Source organism: Streptomyces lanatus (assembly GCF_014655715.1).
In the GTDB taxonomy this organism is placed as follows: Bacteria; Actinomycetota; Actinomycetes; order Streptomycetales; family Streptomycetaceae; genus Streptomyces; species Streptomyces lanatus.
On the sequence record NZ_BNBM01000004.1, the window covers coordinates 327,874 to 351,780 of the forward strand.

Annotated in this window: 20 protein-coding genes; 9 read left to right on the top strand and 11 right to left on the bottom strand. The window is 70.4% G+C overall.

The genetic code is table 11. From position 1 onward, the window contains the following. Positions 1 to 71: 71 nt before the first annotated feature. The 3 genes from IE325_RS13450 to IE325_RS13460 are packed head-to-tail and all read right to left on the bottom strand — an operon-like array spanning position 72 to position 4,011. Positions 72 to 1,937: an acyl-CoA synthetase gene (locus IE325_RS13450; RefSeq protein WP_190070063.1), complete on the bottom strand. Its 1,866-nt coding sequence runs from the start codon at positions 1,935 to 1,937 to the stop codon at positions 72 to 74. After that, the gene (locus IE325_RS13455; RefSeq protein ID WP_190070064.1) at positions 1,934 to 2,887 is read right to left on the bottom strand and encodes a fumarylacetoacetate hydrolase family protein; all 954 of its coding nucleotides are present in this window, start codon (positions 2,885 to 2,887) and stop codon (positions 1,934 to 1,936) included. The genes IE325_RS13450 and IE325_RS13455 overlap by 4 nt, the downstream gene beginning before the upstream one ends. Beyond that, a complete protein-coding gene (locus IE325_RS13460) occupies positions 2,884 to 4,011 on the bottom strand; it encodes a VOC family protein (protein WP_190070065.1) in 1,128 nt (375 codons plus the stop codon). Before IE325_RS13460 ends, IE325_RS13455 begins: the two co-directional genes overlap by 4 nt. A gap of 93 nt (positions 4,012 to 4,104) precedes the next feature. Here IE325_RS13460 and IE325_RS13465 point away from each other — a divergent pair, with 93 nt between their 5' ends. Continuing rightward, positions 4,105 to 4,797: a TetR/AcrR family transcriptional regulator gene (locus tag IE325_RS13465; protein ID WP_229911804.1), complete on the top strand. Its 693-nt coding sequence runs from the start codon at positions 4,105 to 4,107 to the stop codon at positions 4,795 to 4,797. Between the two features lie 111 nt (positions 4,798 to 4,908). Next, complete coding sequence (locus IE325_RS13470; RefSeq protein WP_190070066.1) at positions 4,909 to 5,535, top strand: TetR family transcriptional regulator; 627 nt, start codon at positions 4,909 to 4,911, stop codon at positions 5,533 to 5,535. Positions 5,536 to 5,631: 96 nt separating this feature from the next. On the opposite strand, the gene IE325_RS13475 is transcribed toward IE325_RS13470, so the two are convergent. The 4 genes from IE325_RS13475 to IE325_RS13490 all read right to left on the bottom strand — a co-directional run bounded on the left by IE325_RS13475 (position 5,632) and on the right by IE325_RS13490 (position 10,768). After that, positions 5,632 to 6,480: an SDR family oxidoreductase gene (locus IE325_RS13475; protein WP_190070067.1), complete on the bottom strand. Its 849-nt coding sequence runs from the start codon at positions 6,478 to 6,480 to the stop codon at positions 5,632 to 5,634. Positions 6,481 to 6,505: 25 nt separating this feature from the next. Further along, the gene (locus IE325_RS13480; RefSeq protein ID WP_190070068.1) at positions 6,506 to 7,342 is read right to left on the bottom strand and encodes a transferase; all 837 of its coding nucleotides are present in this window, start codon (positions 7,340 to 7,342) and stop codon (positions 6,506 to 6,508) included. Next, entirely contained in the window at positions 7,339 to 8,592 is a 1,254-nt protein-coding gene (locus IE325_RS13485) for a glycosyltransferase family 4 protein (RefSeq protein ID WP_190070069.1), read from the bottom strand. The genes IE325_RS13480 and IE325_RS13485 overlap by 4 nt, the downstream gene beginning before the upstream one ends. 64 nt (positions 8,593 to 8,656) lie before the next feature. Beyond that, complete coding sequence (locus IE325_RS13490) at positions 8,657 to 10,768, bottom strand: alpha-galactosidase (RefSeq protein ID WP_190070070.1); 2,112 nt, start codon at positions 10,766 to 10,768, stop codon at positions 8,657 to 8,659. Between the two features lie 104 nt (positions 10,769 to 10,872). Between IE325_RS13490 and IE325_RS13495 the strand changes: the two genes are divergently transcribed. The 5 genes from IE325_RS13495 (at position 10,873) to IE325_RS13515 (ending at position 17,654) form a co-directional block, all read left to right on the top strand. After that, a complete protein-coding gene (locus IE325_RS13495) occupies positions 10,873 to 11,928 on the top strand; it encodes a LacI family DNA-binding transcriptional regulator (protein WP_229911805.1) in 1,056 nt (351 codons plus the stop codon). A 90-nt stretch (positions 11,929 to 12,018) separates the two neighbouring features. Next, positions 12,019 to 13,341, top strand: a complete 1,323-nt coding sequence (locus IE325_RS13500; protein ID WP_190070072.1) for an ABC transporter substrate-binding protein — start codon at positions 12,019 to 12,021, stop codon at positions 13,339 to 13,341. Positions 13,342 to 13,343: 2 nt separating this feature from the next. Further along, positions 13,344 to 14,267 (top strand): carbohydrate ABC transporter permease, encoded by a 924-nt coding sequence (locus IE325_RS13505; protein ID WP_190070073.1) that lies wholly within the window; start codon positions 13,344 to 13,346, stop codon positions 14,265 to 14,267. Between the two features lie 5 nt (positions 14,268 to 14,272). Further along, positions 14,273 to 15,088: a carbohydrate ABC transporter permease gene (locus IE325_RS13510; RefSeq protein ID WP_190070345.1), complete on the top strand. Its 816-nt coding sequence runs from the start codon at positions 14,273 to 14,275 to the stop codon at positions 15,086 to 15,088. Positions 15,089 to 15,185: 97 nt separating this feature from the next. Beyond that, the gene (locus tag IE325_RS13515; RefSeq protein ID WP_190070074.1) at positions 15,186 to 17,654 is read left to right on the top strand and encodes a carbohydrate-binding protein; all 2,469 of its coding nucleotides are present in this window, start codon (positions 15,186 to 15,188) and stop codon (positions 17,652 to 17,654) included. 54 nt (positions 17,655 to 17,708) lie between these two features. On the opposite strand, the gene IE325_RS13520 is transcribed toward IE325_RS13515, so the two are convergent. After that, a complete protein-coding gene (locus tag IE325_RS13520; protein WP_190070075.1) occupies positions 17,709 to 19,478 on the bottom strand; it encodes an ABC transporter ATP-binding protein in 1,770 nt (589 codons plus the stop codon). A gap of 133 nt (positions 19,479 to 19,611) precedes the next feature. Continuing rightward, a complete protein-coding gene (locus IE325_RS13525; RefSeq protein ID WP_190070076.1) occupies positions 19,612 to 20,469 on the bottom strand; it encodes an aldo/keto reductase in 858 nt (285 codons plus the stop codon). Positions 20,470 to 20,722: 253 nt separating this feature from the next. On the opposite strand from IE325_RS13525, the gene IE325_RS13530 reads away from it, so the two are divergent. Continuing rightward, the gene (locus IE325_RS13530) at positions 20,723 to 21,607 is read left to right on the top strand and encodes a Gfo/Idh/MocA family protein (RefSeq protein ID WP_190070077.1); all 885 of its coding nucleotides are present in this window, start codon (positions 20,723 to 20,725) and stop codon (positions 21,605 to 21,607) included. A 55-nt stretch (positions 21,608 to 21,662) separates the two neighbouring features. Here the strand turns inward: IE325_RS13530 and IE325_RS13535 are convergent, their stop codons facing one another. Beyond that, positions 21,663 to 22,424 carry an SDR family NAD(P)-dependent oxidoreductase gene (locus IE325_RS13535; protein WP_190070078.1) on the bottom strand — a complete coding sequence of 254 codons (762 nt, stop codon included), beginning with the start codon at positions 22,422 to 22,424 and terminating at the stop codon, positions 21,663 to 21,665. Positions 22,425 to 22,570: 146 nt separating this feature from the next. Here IE325_RS13535 and IE325_RS13540 point away from each other — a divergent pair, with 146 nt between their 5' ends. Further along, positions 22,571 to 23,476, top strand: coding sequence for an AraC family transcriptional regulator (locus IE325_RS13540; protein ID WP_190070079.1), 906 nt, complete (start codon positions 22,571 to 22,573; stop codon positions 23,474 to 23,476). A 9-nt stretch (positions 23,477 to 23,485) separates the two neighbouring features. Here IE325_RS13540 and IE325_RS13545 read toward each other — a convergent pair whose 3' ends face one another. Continuing rightward, positions 23,486 to 23,905: a cupin domain-containing protein gene (locus IE325_RS13545; protein ID WP_190070080.1), complete on the bottom strand. Its 420-nt coding sequence runs from the start codon at positions 23,903 to 23,905 to the stop codon at positions 23,486 to 23,488. Between the last annotated feature and the right edge of the window lie 2 nt (positions 23,906 to 23,907).

Below are 23,907 nucleotides of genomic sequence, written 5' to 3' on the forward strand. Positions count from 1 at the left end.
ACGGCATCGATTCGCGCCATGTACCGACCGTGCCGTCAGCGGGTCGCCGCCCGGAAAAGGCGGCGCACGCTTCACTCACCCCCGCTCCACGCTTCGACGATCCGGCAGGTCAGGGCGAAGTCGCCGACCCGGCGCCGTACTTCGGCCGTGGTGTCGGGTGATGCGGAGGCGCGCATGGTCACGGTCACCGTCACCGACCCGGAGTCGGCCTCGGCCACGACCCCGGCCACCTCGGCTATGTCGCCGAGCGCCTCGCCGAGCACACGGCGGGCGGCGTCGGCGCGCAGGGCGAGCTTGTAGGGCTTGCCGACCGCGGTGACGGGCAGTGCGTCGAGGACGCGGACCGCCTTGGGCGCGGCGGCGGCCTCACCGATGTGCTCGGCGGCCCAGGCGCTCAGGTCGCCCTCGTCGACGGTGGCGTCGGAGAGCGTCACATACGCCACCGGCACCTCGCCCGCCCGCCGGTCCGGCTGGCCGACCGCCTGGGCCCCGGTGACGGCGGGGTGCGCGAGCAGGGCGTCCTCGATCACCCGGGGGTCTATGTTGTGACCGCCGCGGATGATCAGATCCTTCGCGCGTCCGGTGAGGTGGAGGAAGCCGTCCTCGTCGAGGTATCCGAGGTCGCCGGTGTCCAGCCAGCCGTCGGTCACCTTGCCCTGGCTGCTGATCCGGAAGCCGTCCGCGTCACGGCCCTCGACATAGCCGGGGAAGATCGTAGGACCGTTGATGAAGACGGTCCCGATCTCACCAGGGGGCAGGCCGTGCCCGATCCGGATGCTCTGGTAGGGCAGCCTCCGTCCTACCGAGCCGGGCCTGCGCACTTCCAGGAAGCCGCGCACGCTGGCGCAGGTCGCCTCGGTCAGGCCGTATCCCTCCAGGAGCGGTATCCCCGTCGCCGTCTCGAAGCCGGTGCGCACACCGTCGGGCAGCGCGGAGGCGCCGACCATCGCGCAGCGCATGGAGCCGATGTCCGCCCCGTCGACCGGGCAGCCGGCCAGGACGCCGTACACCGTCGGCACCGCGCTCATCGTGGCGATGCGATAGTGCTCGACGATGCGCCAGAACTCCGCGTACAAGGCTATGTCGCGGTATCCCAGAGGCCCCGCCCAGACGACGCGCTGTCCGCGCAGCAGCGGTGCGAGCAGGGTGACGACGAGCGCGTTGACATGGAACAGAGGCAGGCCGGCGAAAACGACGGAGTCCTCGTCCAGCATGGAGTTGGCCGCGATCATCCAGGCGTCGGTGACCTCGTTGGAGTGCGTGTGGGCGGCGAGTTTCGGGGCACCGGTGGTGCCGCCCGTGTGGAAGAACGCCGCGAGGTCGCCGCTCTTGGGCGGTTCGCCGAGGAACCTCTCGTGCGGGCAGTCGGCCGCCGCGTCGGCGAGAGGGGCCACGGTCGGGTCGTCCGAGGCGGGCGTCGGCGCGGTGGGCCGTAGGTGCAGCACATGGTCCACCAGGCCCTGCCGGGCCAGTTCGGCTCCCTTGGCGAACGCCTCGGGGTCCAGCTCCGGGGAGGCGGCGATCAGCACGCGGGCGCCGGACCGGCGGATCAGCTCGGCGATGTGGTCCAGGCCGAGCGCGGGGTTGATGGGTGTGACGATGCCGGCGAGTTGGGAGGCGAGGAGCGCGGTGACGAGTTCGTCGCAGTTCGGGGAGAGCAGCGCGACGGCGTCATGGCGGCGGACGCCGAGGCGGTGCAGGGCGTTGGCGGCCCGGTGCACATCTGTGAGGAGGGTCGCGTAGGTGCGGTTGCCGGGGGTGCGCCAGGACGCGGCATCCGGGAGAACCGTGAGCGCGGTCCGCTCGGGCCACTGCTCGGCCGCCCGGCGCAGCACGTCGTACGAAGTGCCGGGCAGGCCGCGTGCGTCGAGAGGGGTGGCCTCGATGGCGGCCAGGTCGTCGGGGTGGTCATAGCGGGGCCAATTGATGCCGGTCATGCGAACCTCACCGTGGTCCGCTGCGTTCCGAGGTCGATGGAGCCGTCGGGGGTGCGGATGGACAGTTCGAGGACGTCGCCGTCGCGCAGGTACTTGTCGTTCTTCGCCTGGGAGTTGAAGAACGCCTTCCACTTCATCGCGGGCGGCAGGAGCGCCCCGATGAGCTCCACCGGCTTGGGCGGTGCCTTGAGGGCCGTGCCGCCGGGTGTGCCGGTGAGGAGGAGGTCGCCCGGTGCGAGGGCCTGGAAGCGGGAGAGTTCCTTCAGGGCCTGGAGCGGGTCGTAGATCATGTCGGTGAGGTCGCTCTTCTGCCGGATCTCGCCGTTGACCTTGAGGACGAGCCCGAGTTGGCGCAGATGGTCGAGTTCGTCGGCGTCGAGCAGGACCAGGGCGGGGCCGACCGGGGTGAAGGTCGGGTAGGACTTGGCCTCGTAGAACTGGGTCTTGGGGAGCTGTACGTCGCGTGCGGAGACGTCGTTGGTGATGACGAGACCGGCGATGTGGTCCTTCCAGTCGGTCACCGGCGTGCCGACTTCAAGGGGGCGTCCGATCACCAGGCCCAGTTCGATCTCGTGGTCCAGGAAGCGGACATGGGCGGGTTTCACGATCTCGTCGTACGGGCCGCTGATCGAGCCGGACGTCTTGCGGAAGAAGGTCAGCGGGACGGTGTCGGGGTTCATGCCCGAGTCCCGTACATGGGAGACGTAGTTGGTCATCTGGGCGACCACCCGGCACGGTGCGGTGACCGGGGAGACGAGGGGGAGGTCGGCGATCCGGCGGGGCTCGGCCGTGAGAGTGCCGGCGCGGGCCTCGGCCAGCGCCATATGGGCCGTGACGACGTCGTCGAGGAGTTCGGCGGTGGTCGTCGCGGAGGTCTCGATCGGTACCGCGTGTTGCTGGTCGAGCGCGACCCACCAGGCGTCGGGGGTACGGAGGACGGAGAGGGTCATGAGGTTGCCACTTTCAGCAGGCCGCGCAGGCGTTCGAGGTCGAACTCGTTGTCGTCGGATCCCAGGGCGGTGATGATCGAGCGCAGTTCGGCCAGCGACTCGCGCCCAGGGGCGATGCCCAGGAAGTCCTTGGTGGCAGGCGGGCCCCACTGGGCCAGACCGGAGGCCGTCATGGGCGCCCAGCCGGGTTCCAGGGCGGAGTCGAACATGTCGCTGTCGGTGAAGTGCTCGACGAGGAAGCCGTCGGGGTCGCGCCAGTAGTCGAAGATCTGGCTGCCCTGGATGTGCCGGCCGATACCCCAGGAGCGGCGGTAGCCCTCCGCCAGCAGGTGCTGGCCGCCCGCGGCCAGTGCGTCGAGGTCGGTGACCTCGTAGGCCGAGTGCACATACCGGTTGGAGGGGCCGAGGGTGAGGGCCAGGGTGTGGTGGTCGGTCAGGTCGGGGCCGCGGTCGCAGCGGATGAAGCTCATGGTGGGGCCGCGCTCGCGCTGACCCTCGTAGTACAGGAAGTCGCTGACGATCAGGCCCAGGTGTTCCAGGTACCAGTTCAGCGTGCGCAGATAGGTCGTCGTCTGGAGGACGACGTGGCCCAGGCGCCGCACGCCCGCCGGTTCCCGTGGGGGTCGCTGGGTGGCGTTGGCCCGGTCCAGTCCGTCGCCGAAGTTGAACGCCTGTGACCGCTGCCCGGCCAGCGCGGGCAGATCGTCGGTGCCGGCCACGACGCGGATCCGCAGTCCGCCCGGGTCGAGCAGCTCCACGGCGGACCCGCCCAGGTGCTGCGGCAGCGGACGCACCCGGGTGCCGCCGGCGTCGGCCAGTCTCAGCAGGTCACGGGTGTCTGCCGCACGGAAGGCAGGGCCCAGGAAGCGGGATTTCCGGCCCTTGCGGATGATCACGCACGGCCCGCCCGCCTGAGTCCCCCGCAGGTGCAGCTCACTGCCGTCCCGGTACGACGTGACGAAGCCGAATGCCCGGGCGAAAGCCTCGGCCCGGTCCAGGTCGGGCTTGGCGAACTCCAGCCATGCGATGTCGCGGACCTTGATCACCGGGTTCGCCGCCCGGCCCGGATGCTCTCCGGGGAGTGCGCCCTGCTCGGAGTGCAGGTCATTGTGCGTGCCACCCACGGCCACCACCTCCTGAATATATCTTCAGTCTCGAACCGAACGTCAGTCAAGAGAATTGAAGAAATCTTCAGGACTGAGGGGAGGGCGGATAAAGTGCGGGGTGAAGCAGGTGCGGGCGAGACGGAGGACGGCGCGATGGCGGAGCGGGCGGCACCCGGGCGAGTGGACCGGCGCAGGGCGCGGACGCGCAGTGCGCTGGTGGAGGCGGCCCAGCGTCTGCTGGCGGAAGGGCGCAGCGACGTCCCCATCCTGGAGATCACCGAGCTCGCCGACATCGGCGTCGGGTCCTTCTACAACCACTTCGACAGCAAGGAGGAGCTCTTCCACGTCGCGACCGAGGAGGCGCTGGAGTGGTGGGGCGCGCTGATGGACCGTCTCACCGCCGACATCGAGGACCCGGCGGTCGCCTACGCGCAGAGTTTCCGGATGACCGGCCGACTGCACCGCCGCCACCCGGAGTTGAGCCGCGTCCTGCTGAACCAGGGCCTTGAGCTGGCCCGTTCCGAGCGTGGCCTGGCGCCCCGGGCGTTCCACGACATCCGGGCCGCGATGGACGCGGGGCGGTTCGAGGTGGAGGACCTCGATCTCGCCCTCGCGATGACGGCGGCGGCCGTGCTGGCGCTGGGCTCGCTGCTGCACGCCCAGCCCGACCGGGACGACGCCAGATCGGCGGACCTGGTGACCCGCAGTCTGCTGCGGCAGTTCGGCATCCCCGCCGACGAGGCCGAGCGGATCTGCTCCCTCGACCTGCCGGACCTGGACGTCGTCGACGAGTTGGTCGGCTGAACAGCGCCAGCACAGGCAAGGATGCGCACCCCTGCCTGCTGTAGGGGATGCTCCAATTAGAGTGGGTGCTTCTGAACGTGATCGTGCACGACCGGAGAGGCGAGGCACCCCATGAGCAGCCCGCAGCCGACGCGCAGGAAGCGCGCCAACGGGGTGGAGTCCCGTCAGCGGATCCTCGACGCCACCGTGGAGATCGCCGGTGAGCGCGGCTACGACGGCACCTCCATCGCGGCCGTCAGCGCCAAGTGCGGGCTGCCCGCCAGCTCCATCTACTGGCACTTCAAGGACAAGGACGACCTGATCGCCGCGGTCATCGAGCGCAGCTTCGAGGCCTGGCTGTCGGCCGTCGAGCTGCCCGGCGACGAGGGCGGTACGTCACTGGAGCGGGTCACCGCCATGGCCGCGAACGTGGCGAAGTCGCTCGTCGACGCCCCCGACTTCCTGCGCCTGGGCCTCATGCTCGCCCTGGAGCGACGACCCGCCGAACCCCGGGGCCGCACGGTCTTCCTCCAGGTCCGCGACATCACGCACCGGAAGATCGCCGAGGTCGCCGCCGCCCTCTTCCCCGGCCTGGACGAAGCCGCTGTGGACACCCTCACCACCTACGCCGTCGCCGGCGCGGACGGCCTGTTCGTGCACCGCGAGATCAAGGGCGACAGCGTCGACCTGGTGGCGATGTTCGAGCTGCACGCACAGGTCGTCCACGACATGGCGGCCCGCATGGCAGCGGGGAAGTAGGGCACGCCCGCGAGGCCATCACCCGCGCGGGACGATCACCCGCATCCGCGAGGCGACCACCCGCGCCCGCGGAGCGACCACGCCTCCGCGAAGCGATCACCCCGCCTTGAACGCCTCCGCGTTCTCCCCGGTCCACTGCCCGAAGGTGCGCGCGGGCCGGCCGGTGACCTTCTCCACGGTGTCGACGACCGTACGTCCGACCTCCGGGGTGTTGCCGTACGCCTCCAGCAGGAACCCGATCACGGGCTCGGGGTGCCCCGCCGCCCGCCACTGCGCGACGGCCTGCTCCTCGGTCAGCTCGACCAGGGCGATCGCCTGACCACGGGCAGCGGCGATGGCGGACACCTTGTCGCCGACGGTGAGCAGTTCGGGCCCGGTGATCACATACTCCTGTCCCCCGTGCCCCTCCTCCGTGAGCGCGACCGCGGCGACCGCGCCGATGTCGCCCTCATGGACCATGGCGCTCAGCCGGGAGACGAACGGCTCGCGCACCTCGCCCGAGGCCACGATGCCGTCCGCCCACTCCAGGGCGTTGCCCATGAACTCGACCGGCATCAGCACGGTCCACTCCACCCCGTCGTCCGCCCGCACCGCCTCCTCCAGCGGGGTCGCCTCACCGCCGTGCAGCACGGTGACCCGCCGCACGCCGGCCGCGCGGGCCAGTTCCAGGATGCGCGGGCCGGTCTCCAGCGGGGCGAAGTAGGCCCCGCCGAAGGTGATCAGGTGGACGCCGGTGACGCCCTCCAGGGCCGGGACGAGGCTGTCGGGTTCGGTCAGGTCGCCCTGGACCACCTCGACGCCGGCCGGGAGGTCGGCCTTCGCCGGATCACGGGTGAGCGCGCGCACCGCGTGGCCGCGGGCGAGGAGTTCGGCGACGACCTGGCGGCCGACGGTTCCGGTCGCTCCGGTGACAAGGATCTTCTGCGCATGCTGTGTCTGAGTCATGGAACGACCGTAGGAGGACTTGCGGTCAGGTTCTGTCCGCAAGCACGGAGAGGTCGTTGTCGACGGTGTAGTACGGGCGCACCACCGCATTCCCGACCACGGCCTCCGGGAAGACGAAGATCTCCTTCCGGTCCGCGATGTCGTCCAGGAGGCGGCCGATCCGGATCGGCGCCGCTCCCTCCCCCGATCCGGCCTGAACGGACAGGTCCCAGACCCGATTCCCGGCGTCCTCGGCGGCCAGCTCCCCGTACTCCACGGTGAACGAGAACCCCCGCCCGTCATCGCCCGTCACGAGCGGCTCAAGCCTGCGCACCACGCCACCTCCGCCGCGCAACCGCAGTCGTACGGCGGCCCCTTCGGCGAGCGTGGCGCCGTGCAGCCGTGCCCTGACCGTCATCGTGCGGTCGGTGACGTCGATGCCCTCGACCTCCGCGTGGGCGGTGCGCAGCCAGGCCCGCACCGCGAGATGGCCGTCCTTGGTGACGTACGGGATCCGCACGGCGACCGGTGAAGGCCGGTCATGGCGGTGCCCGGAGACGAGAGTCCGCAGGTCGCGGAGCCCGGGGCGCAGGCGCTGTCGCGGCGCGCCGGGTTCGGGGACGAGGTACATGTCCCAGCGGCCCTCGGCGAGCAGCGGCAGCGGCAGCGGTTCCAGGACGGCACGATGGCGGCCGTCCTCGGCAAGTTCCAGATCGAGTGTGTGGAGGACCTTCTCCGGCTGCCCCTTCTTGGGGCGAAGCCTCAGCAGCAGGCGAGCGTCGATGGACGGCGCCTCAAGAGCGAAGGCGATCCGGCCGTCCGTGTCGGCCGTGCAGTCGACGCGAGGGCCACCCGCGTGTGCCGTACCGGAATTCGTGTTCATCGGCGTCCCCTCCGTACCACCCGCAGCGCCCCCGATGCCGCGACGTACGCGGCGTCACGCGCGGCGAAGCCCTGGCTGACCAGGGCGTGTTGTATGCTTCCGCGTTCCCGTGCGGCCGATCGCCCCGCCGTCACTTCCTCGATCAGCCGCTCGGCCTGTTCGACGACCGGGACCGGCCCGAACCGTCGTGCGTTCTCCAGTGCCGTACGGCCCATCCGCCGGCGTCGCTCGTCGTCGCGGACGAGTTCCAGCAGGGCGGCGCTCATCGCCTCGCGGTCCCCGACCGGGACCAGCCGGCCGTCGATGCCGTCCTTGATGATCTCGCCGGGGCCGTACGGGCAGTCGGTGCTCACGACGGGCAGTCCGCAGCGCATCGCCTCGACGATGGTCATGCCGAACGGCTCGAAGTTGGCCGCGGTCGCGCCGATCGAGCCCTTGACCCATTCCGCCTCCATGGGGGACGCGGCGCCCATCAGGAAGGCGTTGTCGCACAGGCCGAGGCGCTGGATGAGCTGGCGCAGCCGGTCCTGTTCCTCGCCCTTGCCGTAGATGCGCAGCTGCCAGTCCGGGTGGGCGGCGGCGACGGGGGCGAAGGCCTCGATGAGGAGGTCGTAGCGCTTGACGGGGACCAGCCGGCCGGCGGCGACCACGATCTTCGCGGTGCCGTCCGCCGGGGGCAGCGCCGGATCGGGGACGCTGTTCGGGAGTGCCTCCACCCGGACGCCGGGCAGCCGCATCTTGCGCCGGTAGGAGGCGGCGTCGGCCTCGGTGACGGTGGTGAGCGCGTCGAGCCGGCGGTAGGCGCGGCGCAGTGCGGTGCGCAGCCGGGGCGAGTGGTTGTCGAGGGTGAGGTGCTCCTGCCCGATGCGGACCACGTGGTCCGGCGCCTGGAGGGCGAGGTGCACGTTGAGTCCCGGGCGCGTGCCGATCACCACGTCGGCGTCGGTCGTCGCCAGGGCCTCGCCGATCCGCTGGTCGGTCAACTCGCTGTACTGGCGGTGTCGGTATTCGGCGGCGGGGAACACCCGCGCCGGTCTGAGATGCAGCGGATGTTCCTTCTCGTGCCGCAGATCCACCAGCGGCGTCAGGGCCACTCTCGGGTCCAGGGTGAAGTTCGGGTGTTCCCGGTGCCGCAGGGCGGAGACGATCTCCACCTCGTGTCGCTCGGCGAGTGCCTGGGCCAGGTTGAACGTGGTGGTGATCGTGCCTCCGATCCCATAGGCGTTGTGCAGCAGGAAAGAGATCTTCATGGCGGACTAGACCGCGCAGAGAGCCTTTCCGTTGCCTTGTGTTATCGCTCTGTTGCCTTGCGGGTCATGTGCTCGACAGCCGGAGCAGCAGGACTCCCGGCGTGCGCGGCAGCGTCACCCGCAGTCGTCCGCCGTCGTCCCGCACCGCCGAACCGGCCGGCGCCGAGGACGGATGGAGGATCTCCACGCGCGCGTCCCGGCCGGCCAAGTGGTCCAGTGTCAGCTCCAGCTCGGGGGCTCCGCCCCGGCGCCAGAGCGAGACGTACGTCGTACGGTCGTCGGGTGACCGCATCCCCAGGGCGAGCCATTCGTCCGTCCAGCCGGGCAGGCCCAGCGGCCAGAACGGCAGCGCCCGCGCCAGGTCCCGGCGGATGGACTTGTACGTGGTGAGCGCTGCGCGTACGAGGGCGAGTTGAGGCCGCGTCATCCGGTCCAGGTGGCCGGACAGATGGATCCGGCCGAGCAGTGCGCCGCCGAGGGTGAAGGCGATCAGGTCGTCGTCGTGGCCGGGCTGCGGGTAGGCCCAGACGGCGCCCTGTTCGGGCGGTACGGCGGTCGGTGCGGCGGCGGCGATCGGTGGGTAGCTCAGCGGGGCCTGTTGGTCGCTGGTGGACTGGAGCTGGGTGACGGCGAGGGTGGCGCCGTCCATGCGCATGCCGCCCGAGGCGCAGTTCTCGATCACCAGGTGCGGATGCCGGTCCAGTACCTCGGAGAGCCAGTCGAGGTAGGCCTGGGCGTGGCCGAGCAGCCCGGCGCCCGGGGCGAGGTCACCGGAGGCGACGGTGCCCGGGTCGATCACGATGTTGTAGTCGAGCTTGAGATAGCCCACCCCCCATTCGCCGACGATCCGGTCCACCGTCTTGTCGAGGTGCGCGCGGGCGGCCGGGTGGCGCAGGTCGAGCTGGTGGCGGCCCTGCTCGGAGAGGCGTATGCCGTCGCGCTGGAAGAAGGCGTCCGGCGGGAGCGCGGCGGCGATGGGGCTGCGGGCGCCGATGACCTCCGGCTCCAGCCACAGCCCGGGCACCATGCCGTGCTCCCGGATGCGGTCCAGTACGGCGCTCAGCCCTCCGTCGGGGAACCGGCGTGTCGAGGGCAGCCACTCGCCGACGCCGTCCCACCAGCCGCCGTCGGCGGAGTCGTCGTACCAGCCGGCGTCGATGCAGAAGTACTCGGCGCCCGCATCCGCGGCGGCGTCGATCAGGGGCAGCAGCTTCTCCGTCGTCGGGTCGCCCATGAGCGTGTTCATGTAGTCGTTGAAGACGACCGGCAGTGTGCTGTGGTCGGGGTGCGGGCGGCGCACGGCGCGACGGTACGAGGTCAGGGCGCCCATGGCCGCGTCGAACCCGGAACCGAGGGCCAACACACCCGTCACGGTGGTGAATTCCTCACCGGCGTCGAGCCGGACCCGCCACTGGTGCTCCGCGTCGGTGGGGCCGTTCAGCGCGAGATACGTGCCGCGCGTGCGCCGGCCGAGGTCCCAGCGCCAGCCGGCCGGGGACTCGATCTGCCACAGCCAGGTCCGGCCACTGTCCCGCTCGGTCAGCGCCCCCATCGGCAGATGTCCGTCGGTGGGCCAGCTGCCGCGCCCGGCGAGGGTCAGTGCGGCCCGGCTGTCGTGCTGATGGGCGTCGTCATCGATGTCGGCGACGGTGTAGTGCAGCGGCTCGGTGTACCAACGGCACTCCGCGAGCCAGTCGTTGCGGGCCCGCCGCACATCGAGGGCGTCGGGCGACGGCAGCCCGGCGACCAGCAGACTGCTGACGGACTGGACTACGAGAGGCTCGGCTCCGTCGTTCCGCAGCCGGACACGGGAGCGGAGCACCGGCAGTCCGGCCGGGGACGTCAGCTCGACGAACGCGGTCAACCCGGTGGCGGGGTCATGGAGTTCGAGATGCAGCCATCTCCAGTCGCCGCGCCTGCCGCTGCGGTGGTCGCGGTACTTCAGCCGGGTGCCGAGGGCGGTGCCGGTGAAGCGCGGGCCGGACCAGCCGCTGCCGTGCCCGAGCGCGGTCAGTTCGACCAGCGGCAGGGCAGCGTCGACGGGGGCCCGGTCGGGGTCACCAGGGCGGGCGAGGTGGACCAGGCGCGGCGTTCCGTCGGGGGCGAGGGCGAATTCGGTCTCCAGGCCCGCATGCCCCCAACTGAGCTTGCCGTTGAAAGCCGACGTACTGGTCAAGGTGGTCCCCCTCCTGGGCCTCCCGCAGGAGGCCGCCCATCCGTCGCGTGAATCCCTCGTTACGGTCTCTTGACGCCCCCCATGTGACCGGTCACAATCCTGGCATGAATGTGACCGGTCACACAAGGCGCCCCGCGAGCATCAGGGACGTCGCGACCGCAGCCGGCGTCTCGTACCAGACCGTCTCCCGGGTGATCAACGGGCACCCCAGCGTCAAGCCCACGACGCGCGACCGTGTGCTCGCCGCCATCGACGAACTGGGCTTCCGGCGCAACGCCACCGCGCTCGCGCTCGCCAGCGGCCGCACGAGGGCCGTGACCGTGCTCACCGCGAACACCACCCACTACGGCTACGCCTCCATCCTCCGGGGCGTCGAGGAGGCGGCACGCGCGGCGTCCTACGCGGTCGGCATCGGCGTACTGGAGTCGGCCGACGAGACCGCGGTCGCCGCGGAGGTGCAACGGGCGGCGGACGCGGGCGGCGGACTGATCGTGATCGCGTACGACCCGGCCGGGGTGGCCGCGCTCGGCGCGGTCCCCGCCGAACTCCCGGTCGTCGGCGTGGTCGAGACCCCGGCGAGCCCGCCCGGCGGCGACCGCCCCTGGGTGTGGGCCGACGACCGCGAGGCCGCCTACCAGGCGACCCGCCATCTGCTCGCGCTCGGCCACGAGACCGTGCACTACGTCGCCATCCCCTCCAGCACCCGCCGCACCAGCGCCCGCACCGCCGGCTGGCGGCAGGCACTGCGCGAGGCGGGGGCACCCGAACCCCGTCCCGTGCAGAGCAGTTGGGGACCGGCGGGCGGCCATGCGGCGGGCCTCCGGCTGGCGAAGGACCCTGCCGTCACCGCGATCCTGTGCGGCAACGACGACCTCGCGCTCGGTGTGCTGCGCGCCCTGCACGAGTCCGGCCGTTCGGTGCCCGGCGAGGTCAGCGTGGCCGGGTTCGACGACGCCCCGCACTCCGCCTATCTGACGCCGTCGCTGACGACCGTACGCCTTGATTTCACCGGTCTGGGAAGGGCCGCGTTCGCCCTGCTGCACGGGGTGCTGGAGGAGGCCGTGCAGGTCGCCCCGCATCCGGTGTCCGAACCGGAGCTGGTGGTGCGGGAGAGCTCGGGGCCGCCACCGGGCGGTGTACAGCGCCGCCCCCCGGCCTGACCCCTCCCTGAACAAGGCTGCAGAACCCGCCCTGAACACATGGCTGTTGTGAGTACCGCTTCCTGAACCACCTGCTCCGAAAGGCACGTGATGAAGAGAAGAGCACTCCCCGCACTGGCGCTGATATGCACGCTCGGTCTGGCCGCGACGGCGTGCAGCGACCCCACGGCTGCGGACTCCACGTCCGACTCCGGGCAGTCGGCGGTGAATCCGACCGCACGCCTCGACGGGGTGAAGCTGACGATGTGGACCGCGCAGAACACGGTCACCGCCCCCAAGCAGGTCATCGACGCGTTCGAGAAGGCGACCGGCGCGACCGTGGAGACCCAGGCGATCCCGGACCTCTACGAGCAGAACGTGCCGACGAAACTCGCCTCCGGCGACCGCCCCGACCTGATGTTCTGGCAGCCGTCGATCTCCACGCTCCCCTTCGTCCAGCCGCAGCAGAACCTCCTCACCCTCGACGGCGAGGACTGGGTCTCCCGACTCGGCGACACCGAGAAGTCCCTCGGTGTCATCGACGGCAAGCGGTACGCGGCGATCGTCACCAGCCCCGCGATGCTCGGCGTCTACTACAACAAGGACGTGTTCCGGCAAGCGGGCATCGCCGAGAAGGACTTCCCCCAGTCCTACGACGACTTGCTCGCCCTCGGCCACGAGGTCGTCGACAAGACGGACGCCGCCGCCTTCTACGAGGCCGGCGGTGACAAGTGGCCCTTGCAGTGGCAGATGCAGCTCCAGCTCACCGACCTGGACAAGCAGTGGTGGGAGGGGCTGAACGAGAACAAGGAGAAGTGGACCAACCCGGTCGTCGTCGGCGCGATCAAGAAGTACAAGGAGAAGCTGCTCGACGCCGGGCTCGCGCAGAAGAACTACCGCACCGGCACCTTCACCGGGCAGGCCGACGCACTGTGGAAGGGCGACGTCGGCATGGTCCTCAATGTCACGTCCTTCCAGAGCCAGTTGCAGGCCAAGTACTCCACCGCCGAGATCGACGAAAAGATCGGCTGGTTCCCGGTCGCCAACTCCTCCGCCACCGGCCTGTACTCCCCCGACCAGACCAACGGTGTGGTCGCCTTCAAGACCGGTGACGAGAAGCGGCAGAACGCGGCCCGGCAATTCATGGCCTTTTGGCTCGGCCCCGACTACGCCGACTACATCAAGACGATGAAGATCCCCTCCGTGCAGCCGTCCGTGCCCACTCCCGGCGGGCTGCCGCAGACGTCCAAGGCCCAGGTCGCGGCCCTGCCGACGGCCATCGGGGTCTTCCAGGCCAAGGCGATCGTCGCCCCGGACACCCACCTGTACCTCGCCGACATGATCTACGGCAAGAAGGACGCCCAGCAGGTCGCCCAGGCCATCCAGGACCAGTTCGCGCAGGTGGCCAAGGCCCAGGACGCGCCCGGGTTCTGACGATGACGGACACGGTCGTACGTACGCGTAAGAAGTCTTCTGAGCAAGGCGCACCCAAGGGCGTGGGACGGCTGCCGCGCGCCGCCGTGCACCACCCGTGGTGGTTCGCGCTCCCCGCGGTCGTCGTCTTCGCGGGCTTCTTCCTGGTGCCGAACCTGCTGAACTTCTACTACCCGTTCACCAACTGGTCCTCGTACCACCCGGACATCGCGTTCACCGGCCTCGACAACTTCCGGACGGTGGTCGACGACGGTTCGCTGCTGCGCGCCATCCGTACGACGTTGCTGTACGCGCTGCTGGCGGCGCTGTTCCAGAACGGCTTCGGGCTGGTCCTTGCGCTGCTGCTGGAGTCCGACACGCGCTTCAACCGGTTCTTCCGCGCCGTGTTCTTCCTGCCGGTGCTGATCTCGGCGCTCGCCACCGGCTATGTCTTCCAGGCGCTCCTCGACCAGGACGGTGCCCTCAACTCGGTGCTCGGCGCGGACATTCCGTGGCTGGGCTCGACCACATGGACGCTGGTCGTGGTGACGCTGATCCACGGCTGGAAGTGGATGGGCCTGTCCATGCTGATCTATCTGGCCGGGCTCAAGGGCATCCCCGGCGACATGCTGGAGGCCGCGCGGATGGACGGCGCCGGGCCCTGGCGGACGTTCCGGTCGGTGCGCTGGCCGATGCTCGCGCCGGCCGTCACCTTCAATGTCACGACCGCGCTGATCGGCTCGATGAACACCTTCGACATCGTCCAGGCCACCACGGGCGGCGGCCCCGCGGCGTCCACGGAGGTCTTCAACATCTATATGTTCCGCGTCTTCGGACAGGGCCTGTACGCCCAGGCCTCCGCGATGAGCCTGGTGCTCTTCCTGGTCGTGGTCGCCGTGGCGATTCCGCTGGTCGTCGGCCTCAGGCGAAGGGAGCAACTGCTGTGACGCCGATGTGGCGGTACGGCCGTCCGGCCCTCGTGATCCTCCTCGCCGCTCTGGCGGTCGGCGTACCGCTCTGGCTGGTCGCCGTCACCTCGGCCAAGCCGCAGGCGGAGGCGATCAAACCCAATCTGGACCTGCCGCATCACTGGCAGCCGACGGACAACTACGCGGACGCCGTCGGCCAGGGCGAGATGCTGCGCGGCTTCGTCAACTCCCTGCTGGTCGTGGTCCCTTCGGTGGTCCTCGTGCTGTTCCTCGGGGCGGGCGCCGCGTGGGTCTTCGCGCGCCGCAAGTCGAAGCTGGTGTCGGCGGCGTACGCGCTGTGCATCAGCGGACTGCTGCTGCCGCCCGCCGTCATCACCATCGTGATGGAACTGCGCCAGCTCGGCCTCGCCAGCACCCGTCCAGGCATGATCGCCGTCTACACCGGGATGTATCTGTCCACATCGATCTTCTTCATGACCGGCTTCATCCGCGCCATCCCCATGGAGCTGGAGGAGGCGGCCCGTATCGACGGCGCGACGCCGTGGCGGATCTTCCTGCGGATCGTGCTGCCGCTGCTCCGCCCGGTGATCGCCACCGCGACGATCATGGTGATGCTCTACGCCTGGAGCGACATCTTCTACGCCTTCTTCGTGCTCGGCGGCGGCGACCGGGCCACCCTCCCGCTGAACCTCTACCAGGTCGCCAGCGCCCAGCTCTATCTCAACAACTGGCATCTCGTCTTCGCGTACGTCGTGGTGATGAGCCTGCCGATGGTCGCCGTGTTCGTGGTCGGCCAGCGAAAGATCGTGTCCGGAATCACCAGTGGAGCCGTCAAATGACCGCAGTGACTGGAGGTCCAGCAGCGTGATCGTCCCCACCCGCACACGAAGCCGTATCAGAACCGCCCTGCTAGCAGCCGTACTTGGAGTCACCGCGATGACAGGCACCACCGCCTCCCCGGCAGCCGCGGCCGCAGATCCGCAGCGCCTCACCGTAGACCTCGACGCCTCCGAGGGCCCGGTGATGCTCGGCGCCAACGGGGCGCTGTACGGGCTCAGCGACGACGGGGTGCCCAGCGACGCCGCGCTGGAGCCGCTGAAGATCACCAGCGTCTCGCAGAAGCCGGAGGGCGGCGCCCAGCACCCCAACGGCGACGCGCTGACCGTCTCCAAGTCGTTCTTCCGCAGCGGCGGCGGCGAGATCAACGTGATGATGCAGGACATCTACGCCAAGTGGCCGTACGAGGACCTCGGCATCGACGACTATCTCCCCAAGGTCGACAGGATCGCCAAGGAGGTCGCGGCCGACCCGAACAGCGAGCGTTTCGTCTACATCCCGTTCAACGAGCCCGACCAGATCTGGTACAAGCTCGGTGTCGCCGACCAGGCCCAGTACGAGGCCAACCGCGACCGTTTCTTTCAGGACTGGAAGACGGTGTACCACCGGATCCGCGCGATCGACCCCGACGCACGCATCGCCGGCCCCAACGAGGCCGGTTACCACACCCGTCTGCTCAAGGACTTCCTCGCCTTCGCCAAGCGCGAGAACGTCCTTCCCCAGGTCATGACCTGGCACGAGCTGGGCTCCGGCTCGCTGCGGGACTTCCAGGCGCACTACGATGACTACCGTTCCCTGGAGCGGGCGGCGGGCGTAGCGCCGCTGAAGATCAACATCGATGAGTACGCCAACCGTCGTGACCTGTCCGTGCCGGGTCAACTCGTGCAGTGGGTCTCGATGTTCGAGAGGAACAAGGTGTACGCCAACGCGGCCTACTGGGACGCGGCGGGCAACCTCAGCGGCCATGTGGTCCGCTCCAACATCCCCAACGGCGGCTGGTGGTTCTTCCGCTGGTACGCCGGGCTGACCGGCGACACCGTCAAGGTGACCCCGCCGCAGGCCAACACCATCGACACCCTCCAGGGCCTCGCCTCCCTCGACACCGGGCGCCGCCAGGCCCAGGTCCTGCTCGGCGGCTCCGCGGGCGACTCGGACGTCGTGGTCCGGGGCGTCTCCCGGTCGGTCTTCGGACATACGGTCACCGCGACCGTCGCCGAGGCCGCCTGGTCCGGCTACGAGGGGCAGCATGCGACGCCCCGCGTCCTCGCCCGTGCCAAGGTGCGGGTGGCGGAGGACGGTTCGGTGACCGTGCCCCTGCGCGACATGCGCAAGATGTCGGCCTACCGGATCGTCCTCACCCCCGGCGGCCACGGCACCCCGGCCACGCCCTCCGTGCCCTGGTCCGCGTCGTACGAGGCGGAGACCGCCGCCATCACCGACGGCAAGGTCTACACCCAGGGCACGGTCGAGAACGCCAACGGCTACGCCGCCTCCGGCACGAAGGACGTCGGCTCCCTCAACCAGCCCACCAGCAAGGTCGACTTCACGGTCACGGTCCCGCGCGACGGCACATACAACCTGGCGATCCTCTACGGCAACCAGTCCGGCACCCCCGCCACCCAGCGCCTCTCGGTCGACGGCGGCGACCCGGCCACGGTCACCTACCCCTCCACCGAGAACTGGACCTACCGCGCCAAGCAGGAACTACCGCTGCGCCTGTCGGCGGGCACCCATGTACTGACACTGGCCAAGGGCTCCGCCGAGGTCACGCTGGACCGCATCGATCTGACGGCCCGGACCGGCGAGCACTCCGCCTCGTACGAGGCCACGTTGGCGGACATCAGCGGCAGCCCGTCGTACGACTACTCCTCGTCGGCCGGGGTGGGCACGGGTGCCCTCGTGCTGCGCTCCGGTGACAAGGCGGTGTTCGACGTCTACGCCCCGCGCGACGGCTACTACACGGTGACGCCTCGGGCATCAGCACCGGTGAAGCTCGCCCTGCACGGGGAGACGGTGACGGCGGCGCCCGGACGGCCCCTGCGTCTCTACCTGGTCGCGGGCAACAACCGCGTCGCGATGAGCGCGGGGCACGCCTCCGTGCGCTCCCTCGATGTGTCGGGCGCCGGTTCGGCCACGGGAACTCTCGCCTACGAGGCGTCCTCGGCCACGCTCGCGGGCGGAGCCGAGCTGGTCGACTCCGCGTACGCCTCCGGCGGGTCCTACATCGGCCGGCTCGGCAACAGCCCTGACAGCACGGCCAAGTTCACGGTGCGGGCGCCCAGCTCCGGGCGCTATGTGCTGGTCGTCCAGTACGCGCACAACGACCGGCGGGACAACGGCCACGCCTACAACACGGACATCATGTCCCGTACGGCCGACATCACGGTGGGCGATGCCGCGCCGGTGAGGGTCACCTTCAAGAACACCTGGAGCGCGGACGACTACTGGACGGTGGGCGTCCCGGTCGACCTGAAGAAGGGCTCCAACAAGGTGACGCTCGGCAACGCGACGGCATGGGCGCCGAACATCGACCGGATCGAACTGGGCCGCGTCGTCGACCGACCGTAACCCCGCCCGACAACCGGTCCCGGCCGCTCCCCGGAGCGGGCGGGACCGGTCGCGTCAGGCGACCTGGCCGCTGTGCAGCGCGGTGTACGCCCCGCCCCGGCGCAGGAGTTCCTCATGGGTGCCGATCTCCTCGATACGGCCGTCCCCCAACACCACGATCCGGTCCGCGCCCCGCACGGTGGACAGGCGATGGGCCACCACGAAGGTGGTACGGCCGTGCAGGAGCCGGGCCAGGGCCTCTTGTACGAGCGCCTCCGACCGGGTGTCCAGGGCGGAGGTGGCCTCGTCGAGGACCAGCACCCTGGGGTCCCGGATCAGGGCCCGGGCGATGGCCAGGCGCTGCTTCTGCCCGCCGGACAGGCGTGCGCCGCGCTCGCCGACAAGGGTGTCGAGGCCCTGTGGCAGCCGGTCCACGAACTCAAGGGCGTTGGCGTCGCGCAACGCCGCGCGCACCATCTCCTCGTCGGCGTCGTCCATGCCGTAGGCCACGTTCTCGCGGACCGTGCCGTCGAAGAGGATCGACTCCTGCGGCACCACCGACACGAAGCGGCGGTAGGTGCGCAGGTCGAGGGTGTTCATGTCCGTGCCGTCCAGACTCAGTCGGCCCGAGGTCGGGCGGATGAAGCCGATGACGAGGTTCAGCACGGTGGACTTGCCCGCGCCGGACGCACCGACCAGGGCGATGGTCTCCCCCGGTGAGACGGAGAGGTTGAAGTCCCGTACGGCCGGGCGCTCACTCTCCTCGTAGGTGAACCCGACGCCCTCGAAGGTCACGGCGCCGCGCAGCGCGGTGAGTTCGGCCTTGCCCTCGTTGTCCTCCAGCTCGGGGGCCTGGAGGACCTCGCCGACGGAGCGGACGGACTCCAGGCCCTTGGTGATGACCGGGGCCAGACCGGCCAGCGTGGTGGTGGAGTTGGTCAGCGTGGTCAGGAACGCGCTCAGCATGACGACGTCGCCGGCGGTGACGCCCCAGACGCCGTAGTACGAGATCAGCGCCGCGCCGGCGAGGACGAGCACGCCGACCACGTTCAGCACGACCCAGGCGAGCGAGCCGAAGCGGCCGTTGACGAGGTCGAGGCGCATGCCGGAGGTGAGCAGCCGGTGCAGGGTGCCGTCCATGCGGCGCAGCGCCTTGCCCTCCAGGCCGTGGGCGCGGGTGACCGGGATGAGGCGGGTCATCTCCGTCACGCGGGAGGAGAGGGTCTCGACCTCGTGGCGGAAGTGCTCGTTGTGGGTGCGCAGTCGGGCCCTGAGGCGGGCGACGACCAGTGCGGCGGCGGGCACGACGACGAGGAAGACGGGCACGAACTCCGGTGTGCGGATGGCGATGATGACGAGGCCGCCGATGAGCACGGTGCCCGCGCCGAGCCCGGTCTCGGCGGTCTGCTGCACCATCTGCTCGACGGTCTCGACGTCCCGCACGACCTTGGCCTGGAGCACACCGGCGCTGACGCGGGAGTGGTAGCCGATGGACAGTTGCTGCATCCGGGTGCACAGGGCGGAGCGCAGGCCGGTGCCCATGCGGCGGACACTGCCGTACAGGAGGCGGACGTAGAGGACGTGCAGGGGGTAGTTGACCAGCAGGATGAACATGATCACGCCGGTGCTCAGCCAGAGATCGCTGATCGGCCCGTGCTGGACGACGGTGTCGATGATGGACGCGGTGATCAGCGGCAGCAGCCAGACCGGGCTGTGCTTGACGGTGAAGACGCCGACCGCCGCCGCGAGACGGCGACGGTCGGCGCGGAAGAGGTAGGCGAGGGTGCGTACGGGGTGTTCGTCCCGGTAGCGGTGGTCGAGCGGTCTCTCGTGCGACGACGCCATCGGCGTTGTCCTTCCCGGGGGCGGAGGCGGAGGGCAAGCCTTTCGGGCGAGCACCATATGGGGCAAGCGCTTTCCCGCCCCCGCCCCCGGAGGGTCTACACGCGCGGTCGGCCACCGACTTCCCGAAAGAGATTCAGACGGCGTCCAGCTCGGCGATCTCGTCTGCGGTGAGGGTGAGTTCCGTCGCGGCGAGCGAGTCGAGGATGGTCTCCGGGCGGCTCGAACCGGGGATCGGGACGACGAACGGCGACTTGGCGAGCATCCAGGCCAGGCACACCCGCTGCGGGCTCACCCCGTGCGCCTCGGCGACGCGCGCGAACGGGGCGTAGGCGGAGCCCAGTTCACCGGCCCGGGAGATACCGCCGAGCGGGCTCCAGGGCAGGAAGGCGATGCCGAGTTCGTCGCACAGGCGCAGCTCGGGCTCGCTGGAGCGGAAGGCCGGGGAGAACTGGTTCTGCACGGAGACCAGCCGGCCGCCGAGGATGTCGTTCGCCTGCCTGATCTGGTCCGGGTTGGCGTTGGAGATCCCGGCCATGCGGATCTTGCCCTCGTCGAGCAGTTCGCGTACGGCACCGACCGACTCGGCGTACGGCACCCTCGGGTCGGGCCGGTGGAACTGGTAGAGCCCGATGGCCTCCACGCCGAGCCGGCGCAGCGACGCCTCGCAGGCCTCCTTGATGTGGCCGGGGCTGCCGTCGAGCGTCCAACTGCCGTCACCGGGGCGCAGATGGCCGCCCTTGGTCGCGACGAGGACGTCCTTGCCGAGGTCGTGGGAGGCGAGGGCCTTGGCGATGAGGGTCTCGTTGTGACCGACCTCGTGGGCGTCGCGGTGATAGGAGTCGGCGGTGTCGATCAGAGTCACACCGGCGTCGAGCGCGGCGTGGATCGTGGCGAGGGAACGTGCCTCGTCCGGGCGGCCCTCGATGGACATGGGCATCCCGCCCAGACCGATCGCGCTGACCTCTACATCCCCGATGCGGCGGGTGTGCATGGGTTGGTGACCTCTTTCGGCTTTCGGTTCTTCTCGGCTGTCTCGGCTGTCGCGCGGGAAACGTTGTCGTCCAGCGTCGCCGTCCGGACACGGGAGGTCCAATAGAAGAAAGCGAATGCATTCAGTGACGCCGCCGCTGAATCCCTTGCCGCGTCTCCGCCGCCGAGATCGGCCATGTACGCGCTTGCGCGGGCTCAGGGTCGGTGTGACACGCTCACCCCGATCGATCGACGGCTTTGTGAGAGGCGGCGGCATGCGCATCGGACTGCTCGGCACCGGCCCCTGGGCCCAGATGGCCCACGCCCCCGCCCTGGACCGGCACGCGGAACTGGACTTCGTCGGGGTGTGGGGCCGCCGTACGGCCCCCACGAAGGAGTTGGCCGACAGCTACGGCGTTCGTGCCTACGACGACGTCGACGCGCTGCTCGCCGATGTGGACGCTGTGGCCGTGGCCCTGCCGCCCTCGATCCAGGCGGACCTCGCGGTGCGGGCCGCGCGGGCGGGCCGCCATCTGCTGCTGGACAAGCCGCTCGCGCCGACGGTGGAGCAGGCACGGGCGATCGTGGAGGCCGTCGAGGCGGCCGGGGTGGCGTCGGTCGTGTTCTTCACCGCCCGGTTCCAGCCGGAGACCGAGGCGTGGATCTCCGAACAGGCGGCTGCGGAGGGCTGGTTCACGGGGCGTGCCGAGTGGCTCGGCGCGGTGTTCAGCGGTGACGACAACCCGTTCGCCGACTCGCCGTGGCGACAGGAGAAGGGCGCGCTGTGGGACGTGGGCCCGCACGCCCTGTCCGTGCTGCTGCCGGTCCTGGGGGAGGTGCGGCGGGTGACGGCCGCCGCGCCCGGCCCCGGCGACACCGTCCACCTGGTCCTCGATCACCTCGACGGCGCGTCGAGCACCCTCGCCCTGAGCCTCACGGCGCCGCCCGCCGCCGCGGGAGCCACGGTGGAACTGCGGGGCACGACCGGGGTGACGGTCCTCCCGGAGAGCACCGAGAGCGCAGTGTCCGCGCTGCTCCGGGCCTCGGACGCGCTGCTGGCCGCGTCCCGCGACGGGCGGCCGCATGCGTGCGACGCGGCGTTCGGGCTGCGGGTGACCGAGATCCTGGCCGAGGCGGAGGCGTTGCTGAACGGCGGCTGACGGCGGGACGGGTGACGGCGGCATGGGCGACCCGCTCCAGCGGTCACGGCCGTCCCTACAGGTTGTATCCGCCCGACACCTCGATGTTCTGCGCGGTGACCCAGCGGCTCTCCTCGGAGACCAGCGTGGCGATCATCGCGCCGATGTCGTCGGGTTCGCCGACCCGGCCGAACGCGGTCTTCGCGGCGAGGCCCGGGATCACCTCGGGGAACCGGGTGAAGGCGTCGTCGGCGAGGCGGGTGCGGGTCGCCCCGGGCGAGACGGCGTTGACGCGGATGCCTCGGCCGCTGAACTCCTTGGCCATGTACCGGGTCAGCACGTCGAGGCCGCCCTTCATGGTGGCGTAGGCCGAGTAGCCGGGCTCCAGGCCGGTGGTGGTGCCGGCCGAGTTGCTGCTGGTGTTGACGACGGCGCCACCGTCCGCCATCAGCGGCAGCAGCTTCTGGGTCAGGAAGTACGGTCCCTTGAGCAGGACCCGGGTCAGCCGGTCGAACATGTCCTCCGTCATGTCCTCGATCAGCGCGGTCTGCGCGATTCCCGCGTTGTTGACCAGGTGGTCGAACGTGTCGCGCCCCCAGGTCTCCTTGAGCACGCCGGCCACCGTGTCGCGGAAGGCGTCGAACGTGTCGCTCGCACCGACGTCCAGCGGCAGCGCCACGGCCGTGCCGCCCGCCTCCTCGATGGCGGCGACCGTCTCCAGCCCGCCGCGCTTGTTGCTGCCGTAGGTCAGGATCACACCGATCCCGCGCTCGGCGATCTCGATGGCGGCACTCTGCCCGATGCCGGAGCTGGCGCCGGTGACGATGGCGATCTTCATGGTCTCTCCCGTGAGTGGAAGGAAGCGGTGAACTGCTTCCATTCAACCCATGTGACCTGCGGAAACGTTAGAACGATGCTCGCTCGCACTTGCACGATCCTCTCGCTCTCGGCGCCTTGCGGGCGCAACCGTGCTGCAATGGCCGTATGCCGCTGGAAGAGCTCCGTGTGCTGCTGGCCCGGCACGTCCGTCCCGACTGGACCACCGCCATCGACGGCGTCCTGATCTCGAAGGTCGACCGCTCGGACCCGCCCGCGCCCTCGATGTCCGGCACGGTCCTCGCGGTCATCGCCCAGGGCGCCAAACGCCTCGCCCTGGGCGACCGGGTCTTCGAGTACGGTCCCGGGCAGTATCTGGTGGCCTCGGTCGACCTGCCGGTCACCGGCCAGTTCATCCGGGCCGACGCCGAGCACCCCGCGCTGGGCTTCGGTCTCACGCTGGACCCGTCAGCCGTAGCCGAACTCCTGCTCCAGGCGGGCCCGGGAGACACCCCCCGGCCCGGCGGAGGCGCGCCGTCGGGGATCGCCGTCAGCGACGCCCCGGCCGCGCTGCTCGACGCGGTGGTCCGGCTGCTGCGGCTGCTCGACGAACCCCGCGACCGGGCGGTGCTCGCCCCGCTGGTCAAACGCGAGATCCTGTGGCGCCTGATCACCGGTGAGCAGGGGGCGACGGTTCGTCAGCTCGGCCTCGCCGACAGCAGCCTCAGCCATGTCTCCCGGGCCGTGCGCTGGATCCGCGAGCACTACGCGGAGCCCTTCCGGGTCGAGGACGTGGCCCGGATGTCCGGCATGAGCGTCTCCGCCTTCTACCGCAACTTCCAGGCCGTTACGGCGATGAGCCCCATCCAGTTCCAGAAGCAGATCCGGCTCCAGGAGGCCCGGCTACTGCTCGCCACCCACCCCGGGGACGTCACCGGCGTCGGCCGCCGCGTCGGCTACGACAACCCTTCGCAGTTCAGCCGGGAGTACCGCCGCCAGTTCGGCTCCGCCCCCAGCCACGACGCCGCACGCCTGCGTGACGCCGTGCGCAGCCCCGCCGGTGTCCTGCCCTGAGTCGAATCCTCACCGCACGGAGGCCCTCGACCTCACCGCCTGGCCCTGCCCGGCAGCGGATTCGCCCTCGTCGACCCGGTAACCGGGGACGGACGGCCACCGGACCGTCAACACCACGGACTCCTCCTCCGCGAACCAGGAGTGGTCGACCCCTCGCCCCCACACGACGTAGTCACCCTGCTCGGCCAGGACCACACTGCGCCCCGGCAACTCCACCCGAAAGCGCCCGCTGATGAGAACCAGCAGAGCGGTCCGCTCCTCACCCGTCACCCACCGAGCCCGCTCATCGCCCCGCGGATGGACGCCCCACTTGATCTCCACGTCCTCACTGTGCCGAGGATCGGAGGCACCCTTGAAATGCCCCAGCAGCCACCCCCGGTCCAGTGCCGCGTCCCTGCCCGCATTGCCCACGTAAAAGCTGTCGGTCATGG